The 12,607-nt window shown below is 71.6% G+C and carries 11 protein-coding genes and 1 tRNA gene; 5 read left to right on the plus strand and 7 right to left on the minus strand.

The genetic code is table 11. The features are described 5' to 3' along the window. Nucleotides 1-8 precede the first annotated feature (8 nt). Nucleotides 9-197, plus strand: coding sequence for a DUF5703 family protein (locus AB852_RS24265; protein ID WP_073792289.1), 189 nt, complete (start codon nt 9-11; stop codon nt 195-197). A gap of 257 nt (nt 198-454) precedes the next feature. Here the strand turns inward: AB852_RS24265 and AB852_RS24270 are convergent, their stop codons facing one another. From AB852_RS24270 to AB852_RS24280, 3 genes are all read right to left on the minus strand, one after another. Beyond that, nucleotides 455-1,387: a chaplin gene (locus AB852_RS24270; protein ID WP_073792290.1), complete on the minus strand. Its 933-nt coding sequence runs from the start codon at nt 1,385-1,387 to the stop codon at nt 455-457. A 158-nt stretch (nt 1,388-1,545) separates the two neighbouring features. Continuing rightward, on the minus strand, nt 1,546-1,779 hold the full coding sequence (locus AB852_RS24275) for a chaplin (protein ID WP_073792291.1): 234 nt from the start codon (nt 1,777-1,779) through the stop codon (nt 1,546-1,548). A 158-nt stretch (nt 1,780-1,937) separates the two neighbouring features. Continuing rightward, nucleotides 1,938-3,272, minus strand: a complete 1,335-nt coding sequence (locus AB852_RS24280; protein WP_073792292.1) for a M20/M25/M40 family metallo-hydrolase — start codon at nt 3,270-3,272, stop codon at nt 1,938-1,940. Between the two features lie 231 nt (nt 3,273-3,503). Between AB852_RS24280 and AB852_RS24285 the strand changes: the two genes are divergently transcribed. Continuing rightward, nucleotides 3,504-3,591: transfer RNA gene (locus AB852_RS24285), tRNA-Leu, on the plus strand. A gap of 183 nt (nt 3,592-3,774) precedes the next feature. Then, entirely contained in the window at nt 3,775-4,245 is a 471-nt protein-coding gene (locus AB852_RS24290; protein WP_073792293.1) for a YchJ family protein, read from the plus strand. Between the two features lie 69 nt (nt 4,246-4,314). Here the strand turns inward: AB852_RS24290 and AB852_RS24295 are convergent, their stop codons facing one another. Beyond that, nucleotides 4,315-5,016 carry a FadR/GntR family transcriptional regulator gene (locus AB852_RS24295; RefSeq protein ID WP_073792294.1) on the minus strand — a complete coding sequence of 234 codons (702 nt, stop codon included), beginning with the start codon at nt 5,014-5,016 and terminating at the stop codon, nt 4,315-4,317. 256 nt (nt 5,017-5,272) lie between these two features. Here AB852_RS24295 and AB852_RS24300 point away from each other — a divergent pair, with 256 nt between their 5' ends. Both AB852_RS24300 and AB852_RS24305 read left to right on the plus strand, forming a co-directional pair. Next, nucleotides 5,273-5,794 (plus strand): gluconokinase, encoded by a 522-nt coding sequence (locus AB852_RS24300; RefSeq protein ID WP_073792404.1) that lies wholly within the window; start codon nt 5,273-5,275, stop codon nt 5,792-5,794. 179 nt (nt 5,795-5,973) lie between these two features. Then, complete coding sequence (locus AB852_RS24305) at nt 5,974-7,371, plus strand: GntT/GntP/DsdX family permease (protein ID WP_073792295.1); 1,398 nt, start codon at nt 5,974-5,976, stop codon at nt 7,369-7,371. Nucleotides 7,372-7,555: 184 nt separating this feature from the next. On the opposite strand, the gene AB852_RS24310 is transcribed toward AB852_RS24305, so the two are convergent. The 3 genes from AB852_RS24310 to AB852_RS24320 all read right to left on the minus strand — a co-directional run bounded on the left by AB852_RS24310 (nt 7,556) and on the right by AB852_RS24320 (nt 12,506). Continuing rightward, on the minus strand, nt 7,556-9,118 hold the full coding sequence (locus AB852_RS24310) for an APC family permease (protein WP_073792296.1): 1,563 nt from the start codon (nt 9,116-9,118) through the stop codon (nt 7,556-7,558). Between the two features lie 395 nt (nt 9,119-9,513). Next, nucleotides 9,514-10,464, minus strand: coding sequence for a hypothetical protein (locus AB852_RS24315; RefSeq protein ID WP_073792297.1), 951 nt, complete (start codon nt 10,462-10,464; stop codon nt 9,514-9,516). Between the two features lie 386 nt (nt 10,465-10,850). Then, a complete protein-coding gene (locus AB852_RS24320) occupies nt 10,851-12,506 on the minus strand; it encodes an FAD-binding dehydrogenase (protein WP_073792298.1) in 1,656 nt (551 codons plus the stop codon). Between the last annotated feature and the right edge of the window lie 101 nt (nt 12,507-12,607).

Consider the following 12,607-nt stretch of genomic DNA (forward strand, 5'->3'; position numbering starts at 1 on the left):
TAGATGCGATGCCGGAATACGAATTTGTCGACGTGTATGTCCCCCGCGGGGTGACCCGCAAGGACACGACCCGCCTGCTGACCGACCACGCGGAGTACGGACACTGGGAGTTGGACCGTCTGAGACTGCACCCGGACGGCAGCCGCAGGGTGCGGTTGCGGCGCCGGATCATCCGCCAGGTGCGCGCCACATGGTGACGGACCACGGCGAAAGGGAAGTGGGCCCCGCGTTCGCGGGGCCCACTCAGTGTTTTACGGAGAGCGACGAGATCCCGGTACCGCGCGGTCGCCGAAGGCGGTGACCTGCGGGGTTCCGGCCGCCGTGAGCGCGCCGTGTGATGTCCGTGACAGCAGGGCCGTCAGACCCCGCAGAGCGTACGGATGACCCCCGCACGGGCGACGCCCGGTCGTGCGACCACTGTCACCGGGGTGACGGGCGCCGGGGCGCGCGCCCCTCACGCACCCACGCGCCCCCGGCGGTACAGGACTCCGCCGCCGAGCGCCGCGCCCGCGGCAAGCAGTCCGGCCGCTCCGATCGGCAGCGGGCTGCCGGTCTCGGCGAGGCTGCCCCCGGTGCGGGATTCCGCGGCGCGGGCCGCGCCGCGGTCCGAGGAGCCGACCGTGTGACGGGCGGGCCCGGCGGGCCAGCCGCGGGTCTCCGTCCCGGGCTTCGTGTGCTGTTCCGGGGCGACGGGCCCCCCGGGAGCACCCGGAGTACCGGGCGCACCGGGGGTACCCGGCGTCGCGGGGGTACCGGGGCTCCCCGGCGTCCCGGGCGTCCCGGGCTGCCCAGGGGTGCCGGGCCCACCGGGCGTGCCGGGGCCCTCAGGACCACCGGGGTTCCCGGGAGTGCCCGGGTTCCCCGGAGTGCCGGGTGCCTCGGGACCTCCCGGGTTCCCGGGCCCACCAGGCCCACCGGGCTCCGTCGGCTCGGTCGGCCGCTCGGGCGGGGTGCCCGCGTCGCCGTTGCCGCAGTCGTTGCCCATGGCCGGGTTGCCGACACCGATGACGTCGACGCTGTTGCCGCACGCGTTCACCGGGACGTGCACCGGGGCCTCGACGGTGTTCCCGGAGGCCACCCCCGGTGAGTCGCTGGTCCGTCCGCCCGCGTGCGCTCCGCCGGGCCGCTGCGGGCCGCCCCGCGCGGAGGCGTTCACACAGGTGTTCCCGTACGCGGGATTGAGGAGCCCCACGGCGTTCACCGTGTTTCCGCACGCGTTGACCGGGACGTCCACGGGCGCGTGGACCGTGTTCCCGGAGAGCACACCGGGCGATCCGGACGCCGTACCGTGCGCGCCGGAGTCCGCTTGCGCGTATCCGCCCCCGGTCGCCAAGGCGCCGGTCGCGGCCACCATCGTGATCAGTCCCTTGCGCGTGACCTGTCGCATAACCACCTGTTCCCTGCCCCTGCTCCGTACTCGCTGTGCCATGCCTGGTGCCGTACCGTCCCCGCCCCTCCCCCGGCCCCCAAAAGCGATGGCCCCGGAGTGCATGGATGGCACTCCGGGGCCAGGACCTCAGGGCCTCACGGAAGGAGGCGCGGCAATCAGCTGTTGATACAGGTGTTGCCGAAGGCGGGGTTCAGCAGACCGACCACGTTGACGGTGTTGCCGCAGACGTTGATCGGCACGTGGACCGGCACCTGGACGACGTTGCCCGAGAGCACGCCGGGGGACCCCACGGCGGCACCCTGGGCACCGGCATCGGCGATGGCGAGGCCCGCACCCGCGAGCATGAGGCCACCGGTGGCAGCCGCGACGGCGACGACCTTCTTGATCATGAGTTCCTCCTTGTTGGCAGAACGGTCCCCAGCACGCGGACCGCACCACCTGTAACGAGGAGGGCGCAATGGAGCTACGAGCTTATCTTCGGATTCACTCTTTCCGGAGCGGCTCCGTACATACGCCCGAATAACGGAACCGGCCGCTCCGGCCGCCGTCAGGAAGCGTCGAGGAAGCGGTCCAGCACCCGGACCCCGAACTTGAGGCCGTCCACCGGGACCCGCTCGTCCACCCCGTGGAACATCCCCGCGAAGTCCAGCTCCGGCGGCAGCTTGAGCGGCGCGAAGCCGAAGCAGCGGATGCCGAGGTCGTCGAACGACTTGGCGTCGGTGCCGCCGGACAGCATGTAGGGCACGGCCCGGGCGATGGGGTCCTCGGCGCGCAGCGCGGTCTGCATGGCGTCGACCAGGTCGCCGTCGAAGGTGGTCTCCAGGGCCTTGTCCCCGTGCACGTCCTCCCGCCGGACGCGCGGGCCGAGAATGCGGTCGAGGTCGGCCAGGAACTCGTCCTCGTACCCCGGCAGGAAGCGTCCGTCGACGTGCGCTGTCGCCTCACCGGGGATGACGTTCACCTTGTACCCGGCGCCGAGCATGGTGGGCGCGGCGGAGTTGCGCAGGGTCGCGCCGACCATCTTGGCGATACCGCCGAGCTTGGCGAGGGTGGCTTCCATGTCCTCGGGGTCGAGGGGGGTGCCGAGCGCGTCGGACAGCTCGTCGAGGAAGGACCGTACGGTCTTGGTGACCCTGACCGGCCACTGGTGGCGGCCGAGCCGGCCCACGGCCTCGCAGAGTTCCGTGATGGCGTTGTCGTTGTTGGTCATGGAGCCGTGGCCCGCGGTGCCCTCGACGGTGAGCCGCATCCAGTGCATGCCCTTCTGGGCGGTCTCCACCAGGTACAGCCGCAGATTCTCGTTGACGGTGAACGAGAATCCGCCGACCTCACCGATCGCCTCGGTCACCCCTTCGAAGAGGTCCGGGTGCTTGTCGACGAGGTACCGGGCGCCGTACGTGCCACCGGCCTCCTCGTCCGCGAGGAACGCGAGGACGATGTCGCGGGGCGGTTTGCGCCCGCTGCGCAGCCGGTCCCGGACGACCGCGAGGGTCATCGCGTCCATGTCCTTCATGTCGACGGCGCCCCGCCCCCATACGCAGCCGTCCGCGATCTCGCCGGAGAAGGGATCGTGGGTCCAGTCGGCGGCGTTCGCCGGTACGACGTCGGTGTGGCCGTGGATCAGCAGTGCGGGGCGGGAGGGGTCCTCGCCCTCGATCCGGGCGACCGTGGAGGCGCGGCCCGGGTGGGACTCGAAGACGCGGGGTTCCAGTCCGACCTCGGCGAGCTTCTCCGCGATGTACTCGGCGGCGCCCCGCTCGCCGGGGCCCGAGTGGTCACCGTAGTTGCTCGTGTCGATCCGGATCAGGTCGCGGCAGAGGTCGACGACCTCGTCCTCTCCGGTGACGGTCCGGGGCCCGGCGGCCCTGTTCGACTCGCTCACGGCGGTTCCTCCCACTGTCGCTGCCTGCTGCTCTCCCCTCCATACTCTCCCTCCTTGCCCGTCTCCCCCAAGGGCCGGCCCGGCCCGACATGCGCCGTTCACGCTGCCGCGGGGGTCACCCCGGCGGGCGCCCCCGGCCGGGCCGCGGGTACCGGACGGCCCGCGTGATCAGGGTCCGGATTCTTTGCTATGGTTTCCCACGTCGCCGCGGGAAACCGCGACACACCACCGGTCCGGGTGGCGGAATGGCAGACGCGCTAGCTTGAGGTGCTAGTGCCCTTTAACGGGCGTGGGGGTTCAAGTCCCCCCTCGGACACCAGCTGAGACCCCTGATGATCAGGGGTCTTCTGCGTTTCCGGACAGTGACTCCATTACCGGGTCACTTCGGTGTCGTGCCCGCGGCTCCCCCGTCGCCGCGGGCACGCGGGAGAACGCTGCCCCGGCGACCGGACGGGCCCGGCGCCGGAACAGTCGGCGTGATGTGGGCGGGCACAATGGGCGTATGGCTCGACGACCCTCGCGCAATGCCCGTTCCCGCCCGGCCCGTGATGCCGCGGCGGGCCTCGGCGCCGGGCCGGCCCCGGCCGCTCCCGTGGACTGCCCGTGCGGCGCCGGCCCGGCGTATGCGGAGTGCTGCGGGCGGTTCCACCGGGGTGAGGGGGCGGCGGCCACCGCGGAGGCGCTGATGCGGTCGCGGTACGCGGCGTTCGTCGTGCGGGACGCCGGATATCTGCTGCGGACCTGGCACCCGTCGACCCGGCCGCCGGTGGTGGAGTTCGATCCCGCGCTGCGGTGGACGGGGCTGGAGATCACCGGGACGGGCGAGGGGTCGGCGTTCCACGCGGTGGGCACGGTGTCGTTCCGGGCCTCGTACCTGGAGGACGGCCGGGCCGGGGCGCTGGTGGAGCGCAGCCGGTTCGCGCGGGTGGACGGCGCGTGGGTCTACGTGGACGGGGAGTTCGGGGAGGGCTGAGGGGAGGACCGAGCGGGGCGGGTCCTGTCTCCGGGCCGTGCGGGGCCGTGGACCCGGGGCGGGCGCGGGTCAGGGGGCGAGGATGTCCAGCTCCTGGAGGGCGCCCACCGCGATCTGGCGGGTCAGCTCCTCCGCGCGGACCGCGTCGCCCTCGCGTACCGCCTCCGCGACCCGGACATGCAGGGTGACGGCCGCCGGGTCCGGGTCCTCGAACATGACCTGGTGATGGGTGCGGCCCGCGAGGACCTCGGCGACGACATCGCCGAGGCGGGCGAACATCTCGTTGCCGGACGAGGTGAGGATCACCCGGTGGAAGGCGATGTCATGGACGAGGTACCCCTCCAACTGCCGTCCGCGTGAGGTGGCGACCATCCCGAGGGCGCACCGGGTGAGTTCCGCGCACTGCTCGGCGGTGGCGTGGCGGGCGGCCAGCGCGGCGGCGGCCGGTTCGACGGCGGAGCGCAGCACGGTCAGGGAGCGCAGCTGGCGGGGGCGGTCGGCGCCCGCGAGCCGCCAGCGGATGACCTGGGGGTCGTAGACGTTCCATTCCTCGGTGGGCCGGACCGTGACGCCGACCCTGCGGCGGGACTCCACCAGCCGCATCGACTCCAGTACCCGGACCGCCTCGCGCATCACCGAGCGGGACACCTCGAAGCGCTGGGCCAGTTCGTCGGTCCGCAGCACGCTGCCCGGCGGGCACTCGCCCGCGGTGATCGCCGGGCCGAGGGTGTCGAGGACATGGGCGTGCAGGCCGCGGCCCGGTGTGGTCATGCCGCTCAGCGTACGAGCTGACCCCGGGCGAGACGAAGTCGAAAAGTCAGACTTTTATGTCACAGACTCTTGAATTCATCAGACCTAATAGGTTTCAGTGTCGTGACACCTCGCCGCCAGACCCCTTGGAAGCCAACGAACCGGTTGAAAACGGGTGATGCCGGCGAGGTCTCGGCCAGGTCAACAAGGACATCCATCGACACGAGGACCCCAGATCGTGAAGAACACACCGCCGACCCCCCATGTCATCGTGGTCATGGGCGTGGCGGGGACCGGGAAGACAACGGTCGGTCCGCTGCTCGCGGAGCTGCTGGGCGTCCCGTACGCCGAGGGCGACGACTTCCACCCGGCCGCGAACATCGCGAAGATGACCGCGGGCACCCCGCTCACCGACGAGGACCGCCGGCCGTGGCTGGACGCCATCGGCGAATGGGCCCACACCCGGGACGGGCTCGGCGGGGTCGTCAGCAGTTCGGCGCTGAAGCGCGGCTACCGTGACCGGCTGAGGTCGGCCGCTCCCGGGCTCGTGTTCGTGCATCTGACGGGCGACCGCGCGCTGATCGAGGACCGGATGAGCCACCGGCAGGGGCACTTCATGCCGACGGCCCTGCTGGACTCGCAGTTCGCCACGCTCCAGCCGCTCCAGCCGGACGAGGCGGGCGTCGCCGTCGATGTGACGGGCACCCCCGCCGACATCGCGCGCCGGGCCGCCGAGGCGCTGCGGCCCGCCACCGACCCGGCCGCCGCAGGTCCGGCCCCCGCCGGTACGGAGGGCTGACCCCCGGGTCCGGGGCCCGCCCCGCGACCCACCGCTCCCGGCACCCCCACCCGCGCGGACCGTCCCGACCCCACCCGACCGGTCCTCCGCGCATCCGCTCCCCCGCTCCCCCCGCTCCACCCCCTGCCCCGTTCACCGCCGTACCTCCCCGTACGACCGAGTCTCCAAGGAAACCGACCGTGACCAGTCTCAGCGTCGAGATGCTGGCAGCGGACCCCGTCGCGCCGATCACCTCCGCGGGCCACGCCCAGCTCGGGATCGCCGTTCTCGCGGGCATCGCCGTCATCGTCCTGCTCATCACCAAGTTCAAGGTCCACGCGTTCCTCGCGCTGACCATCGGCTCGCTCGCCCTCGGCGCCTTCGCCGGGGCACCGCTGGACAAGGTGATCCCCAGCTTCACCACCGGCCTCGGCAACACGGTCGCCGGTGTCGGTGTGCTGATCGCGCTCGGCGCGATCCTCGGCAAGCTGCTCGCGGACTCCGGGGGCGCCGACCAGATCGTCGACACGATCCTCGCCAGGGCGAGCGGCCGTTCGATGCCGTGGGCCATGGTGCTGATCGCCTCGGTGATCGGTCTGCCGCTGTTCTTCGAGGTCGGCATCGTGCTGCTGATCCCCGTCGTGCTGATGGTCGCCAAGCGCGGCAACTACTCGCTGATGCGGATCGGTATCCCCGCGCTGGCCGGTCTGTCCGTGATGCACGGGCTGATACCCCCGCACCCCGGCCCGCTGGTCGCGATCGACGCCGTCCAGGCGAACCTCGGTCTCACCCTCGCGCTCGGTGTCCTCGTCTCGATCCCGACCGTGATCATCGCGGGTCCGGTCTTCGCCAAGTACGCGGCCCGCTGGGTCGATGTGCCGGTGCCGGAGAAGATGATCCAGGCGCGTCCTTCCGAGGACCTGGACAAGCGCCCCAGCTTCGGCGCGACCGTCTTCACCGTGCTGCTGCCCGTGGTCCTCATGCTCGGCAGCGCGCTGGTCGAGATCATCATCGACGACCCCGCCAACATGGTGCAGCGGGTGTTCGACGTGATCGGTTCGCCGCTGATGGCGCTGCTCGCGGCGGTCATCGTCGGGATGTTCACGCTGGGCCGGGCCGCCGGGTTCACCAAGGGCCGGCTGTCGACCACGGTCGAGAAGTCGCTCGGCCCGATCGCCGGTGTGCTGCTGATCGTCGGCGCCGGCGGTGGCTTCAAGCAGACGCTGATCGACTCGGGCGTCGGTCAGATGGTCCTGGAGATCTCCGAGGACTGGTCCATCCCCGCGCTGCTGCTGGCCTGGCTGATCGCCGTGGTGATCCGGCTGGCGACGGGCTCCGCGACGGTCGCGACGGTGTCGGCCGCCGGTCTGGTCGCCCCGCTGGCCGCCGATATGTCGAGCACCCACCTGGCACTGCTGGTGCTGGCGATCGGCGCCGGTTCCCTCTTCTTCAGCCATGTGAACGACGCCGGTTTCTGGCTGGTGAAGGAGTACTTCGGGATGAGCGTCGGCCAGACCATCAAGACCTGGTCGGTCATGGAGACGATCATCTCGGTGGTCGCGGGCGCCATCGTCCTGCTGCTGTCCTTGGTGATCTAGGTGATCCAGGTGATCCAGGTGGCCGACGTGGTCCGCACGGTCCAGGTGGTCTCGACGGCCCAGGTGGCCCGGGTGGTCCCGGGGGTCTGAGGCCGGTCACCGGGAAGGCCGGGATGTGCGGGAGGGGCGGTCCGTCGTACGACGGACCGCCCCTCCCTGCGTCACCGGACGTGCGCCCCGGGGGTCAGGAACCCTCCTCGGCCGCCTTCTCCAGCTGGAACGCCTCGTTGCCGAGGCCGATCCGGGCGTGCGCCTCGGGCTTGCGTGCCTTGAGGTACGCGCCGACGGACAGCCCGACGGCGGCGGCGAGGAAGATGATCCCGGGCAGGACCCAGCGCAGCGCCGAGTCGGGGCCCGCGCCGACGAGGAGGTAGAAGTCCTTGGCGGTGTACCCGGCGATCACCAGCAGCGACACCCCGGCGACGCCGGACGCGATCAGCCGCCAGAGCTGTGCGCGGGCGGCGCCCCGGCGCACGAAGAAGACGATGACCGCGAGCGAGGCGGTGGCCATCAGCAGGATCACCCCGAAGGCGCCCACGTTGCCCATCCAGGTGAACAGCCGCAGGATCGGCGCGGTCGGGTCGCCGGTCTCCTTGGTGTCGGTGAGGGCGAAGGCCGCGATCACGACGACGGAGATACCGGTCTGGAGCAGCGCGCCGGTGCCGGGGGCGCCGCTGGCGCTGTTGGTGCGGCCGAAGACGGCGGGCAGCAGCCCTTCGCGTCCCATGGCGAACGCGTAGCGCGAGACGACGTTGTGGAAGCTGAGCGTCGCGGCGAACACACCGGTCACCAGCAGGATGTGCATGAGGTCGGCGAAGGTCTCCCCGAGCCTGCTCTCGGTCAGCACGAACAGCAGTCCGGCGGTGTGCTCCTGCGCGGCGGGGACGATCCCGTCCGGCCCGGCGGCGACGGTCAGCGCCCAAGAGCTGAAGGCGAAGAACAGCGCGACGAAGGTCACCGCGAGGAACATCACCCGGGCCACCACGACCTGCGGACGGCTGGTCTCCTCGGCGTACACGGGTGCCTGCTCGAAGCCGGTGAAGGCGGCGATGCAGAAGCACAGCGCGGTGCCGATGCCCGCGCCGGTCAGGGTCTCCGGGTTGAACGCGGCGAGCGACACACCGCCCTTGGCGGGCTCGGAGAGCGCGGCGATGTCGAAGACGACGACAAGGGCGACCTCGATCAGCAGCAGCACACCGAGGACGCGCGCGTTGACGTCGATCTTCATCAGGGCGAGGAAGCCCACGATCGCGGCGCCCGCGAGGGAGGGTATCCACCAGGGGACGGACACCTCGAAGTGGGCGTTCAGCAGCAGCGAGACCTCGAAGCCGAGGAGCCCGTAGAGGCCGACCTGGAGTGCGCTGTAGGCGACCAGCGCCACGAGCGAGGCGCCCGCTCCGGCGGTTCCGCCGAGGCCGCGGGAAATGTACGCGTAAAAAGCGCCCGCGTTGTGAACATGACGGCTCATCTCCGCGTATCCGAAGGAGAAGAGGATGAGGACGACGCCGAGGATGACGAAGAGCAGTGGCTGCCCCACGATGCCCATGACCGCGAAGGTGGTGGGCATGACCCCCGCGACGACCATGAGCGGTCCCGTCGCGGCGAGCACCGACAGGAGGAGTCCCGCCGTGCCGAGCCGGTCCGCGCGCAGTGCGCGGTCCTGGCCCTTGAAGGTGTTGATCCCGCCGCCGGACTTCGCTCCGGTGGTCGATCTGGCTTCGCTCGTGCTCGAACTGCCCGTCGTCATGGCGGGGTTTGTCCTTTCGGGTGGGCGGGTCAGGCGTGTTCCGGTTCGTGCGGGCGCGGCCGACGTGGACCGCGGCCGTACCGGGGTACGGCCGAGCGGTGCACGACCCGGTGGTACGGGTGGTGCGAGTCGTACGTGTGGTGCCGGGTGATGCCCGTCGTACCTGTGGTGCGGGTGGTGACGGGTGACGTCGATAAGGACGACGTCACCGGTGGTGCTGGTGTTGCCAATGCTGTTGCCGCCGATCGTGCAGCGCGCAGAACCGCTGGTTCGCACCCGAGGTGCCGGTTCCGCGCGGTGGTGCCTTCTTCCGCGATGGTGCTTGCGGTGGTGCTGGTGACACTGGTGGTGCGTCCGCGCCTACCGCCGGTGGGCGCGGGGATGTGGGGTGGGGGTCATCCGGTGCCGAGGGACGCGTTGCGCGCTTCCCTGAACGCCTCGGACGGGTCCCGGTCGGGGTACGACCAGGGGGCGGGGGTGATGTGGTTGCCGATGCGGTGGAAGAGGGCCGCGGCCTCGGCGGCCCGGCCTCCGCAGTACTTCGCGTGGGCGAGGAAGTTGAGGTCGACGCGGTTGCGCGGGTGGTCCTCGCGCTCCCACTCCAGCCACCAGTCGAACGCCGCCTTCATCACCTGGCGGGCGCGGCGGCCGACCCAGTGCCCCGAGGACAGCGGGTCGGCGGGCTCCCGGCCGGCCAGGGCCAGCACGCGGTACCGCTCGGCGTGCGCGACGACGGGCAGGATCGCCAGCGGGGAGTCCGCCGGGGCCTGTTCGGCGGCCCAGGCGGCGAAGTCGTAGACCTCGTGCATAGGGTCCTGTCCGGCGTCGGCGCGGCGCTCGGCGAGCCGGGCGATCATCAGATGGTGGGCGTGGTGGTGGTCGGGGTGCCGGTGGCGGACCTCGTCGAAGAGCTGGACGACGTCCTCCTCGGTGCCGACCGTGCGTTCCAGCATCAGCAGTCCGAGCCAGGGCGTGGGGTCGGCGGGGACGAGCCCGGCGGCGGTGCGGCAGGCGGCCCGCGCCGCGTCCGGGCGCGCTTTGCCGTTCAGCGCGCGCTGGACGGCGGCCAGGGCGAACAGGACCGCGGCGTCGGCGGACTCGGGCTCGGCGATCCGCCAGTCCTGGGCCCAGGCCGAGGTGGTGGTCTCCTGGGCGAGCGCCGTGACGCGGTGGCCGCGGCGGTCCCAGTCGTCGCCGGTGTCGACGAGCAGCCCGCGGACGACGGACCAGCGGCCCTGACCGAGCGCGGTACGGGCGGTCGCGAGTGCCGTGTCGTCGAGGGCCGCGTCGAAGACATGAGAGCCCCGCTTGCGCGAACGGCCCAGTGGCGGTGGGGGTGGCGTCACCGCGGGACTTCCTCCCCGACACGGTGTGTTGAGCGAATGATCACGGACAGCAAACCGGTAGGGGGTGCTCCGAGTCAAGGGCCACCAGCCCACCTACACGTGTCAAGTGCCTGATCGGACGGTCGAGTTGTCCCTTCGATGCCACTTCTTACCCAAGTGCGCCCGCGATCCGGGGGGCGTAATCGGCGTGGCGGCTTGATCGTTGCGCCCGTGATCATGCGGGACGGGCGACGGGAACGGGGGCCGCGGAGGCGCCGACCCGGGGTTCGGAAGTGGTCCTACCCCACCCCTCCGACGCTATGCGTGGCTGGAGCACGTATCCCGTTGCGACCGGTTCATCCCGCACTCCCCCGATTCCAGGCGCACTTGTACGGGCTCGGGAGGCGTCAGCCCGTCGCGCGGGCGGCGGCACGGCCGGCGGTCCGGCCGGAGAACAGACAGCCGCCGAGGAAGGTGCCTTCCAGCGAGCGGTATCCGTGCACCCCGCCACCGCCGAACCCCGCCGCCTCGCCCGCCGCGTAGACCCCGCCGAGGGGTTCGCCGCTCTCGGTGAGGACACGGGAGGACAGATCGGTCTCCAGTCCGCCGAGGCTCTTACGGGTGAGGACACTGAGCCGGACGGCGATCAGCGGACCCGCCTTCGGGTCGAGGATCGGATGCGGGGCGACCGTACGGATCAGCCGGTCCCCGAGGAAGGACCGCGCGCCGCGGATCGCCGTGATCTGGGAGTCCTTGGTGAAGGGGTTGGCCACCTCACGGTCCCGCGCGGTGATCACCCGCCGCAGATCCGTCTCGTCGATCAGCGGTTCACCCGTGAGGGCGTTCATGCCCCGGACGAGGGAGGCGAGGTCGTGCTCGACCACGAAGTCCTCGCCGTGGTCCATGAACGCCCGCACGGGCGCGGGCACGTCGGCGCGGGCCCGGTCGATCACCCCGCGGACGGACCGTCCGGTGAGATCGGGGTTCTGCTCCGAGCCGCTGAGCGTGAACTCCTTGCCGATCACACGGCGGTTGAGGACGAACCAGCTGTGCTCATGGCCGGTGTCCATGAGGTGTTCGAGGGTGCCGAGCGTGTCGAAGCCGGGGAAGAGCGGTACGGGGAGCCGGTTGCCGCGCGCGTCGAGCCACAGGGAGGACGGGCCGGGCAGGACCCGGATGCCGTGACCTTCCCAGATCGGGTTCCAGTTGTGCAGGCCCTCGGTGTAGTGCCACATCCGGTCACCGTTGATCAGACGGCCGCCCGCGGCCTCGGTGACACCGAGCATCAGCCCGTCGACATGGGCCGGGACCCCGGCGACCATCCGCTCGGGCGCCCGGCCGAGACGCGCGGGCCAGTTCCGGCGGACCAGCTCGTGATTGCCGCCGATCCCCCCGGAGGTGACGATCACGGCCTGGGCCCGCAGCTCGAAGGAGCCGACGACATCCCGGCCGCTGGGCCTGCCACGGGCCACCTCGGAGCGGTCGAGGATCTCGCCGCCCACCGTGTCCACGGTGCCCGCCGCGCCGCACAGCGCGGTGACCCGGTGGCGGAACCGCAGATCGACCAGGCCCCGGGCGGCGCCCGCGCGGACCCGGCGGGCGAACGGGGCGAGCAGCCCCGGGCCGGTGCCCCAGGTGATGTGGAAGCGGGGGACGGAGTTGCCGTGGCCGGTGGCGTCGTAACCACCCCGTTCGGCCCAGCCGACCACGGGGAAGAATCGCACCCCCTGGCGATGCAGCCAGGCCCGCTTCTCCCCCGCCGCGAAATCGACGTACGCCTCGGCCCAGCGCCTCGGCCAGTGGTCCTCGGCACGGTCGAATCCGGCGGTGCCGAGCCAGTCCTGGAGCGCGAGGTCGTGACTGTCCTTGATCCGCATCCGGCGCTGTTCCGGGGAGTTCACGAAGAACAGACCCCCGAAGGACCAGTGGGCCTGACCGCCGAGCGACTGCGGCGGCTCCTGGTCCAGCAGGACGACCTTGCGACCCGCGTCGACCAGTTCCGCCGTCGCCGCGAGGCCCGCCAGACCCGCACCGATCACGATCACATCGGCGTCGTACGCCATGGGCCGTCCCTCTTCTCAGCCGCGCTCCCGCCTGCCGCACCGGCGGGGCGGCGCACCCATGGGGATACTGGGGTTACTGGTGGGTCAGATCCTTGGGGACG

This window comes from Streptomyces uncialis, assembly GCF_001905345.1.
GTDB classification, from domain to species: domain Bacteria; phylum Actinomycetota; class Actinomycetes; order Streptomycetales; family Streptomycetaceae; genus Streptomyces; species Streptomyces uncialis.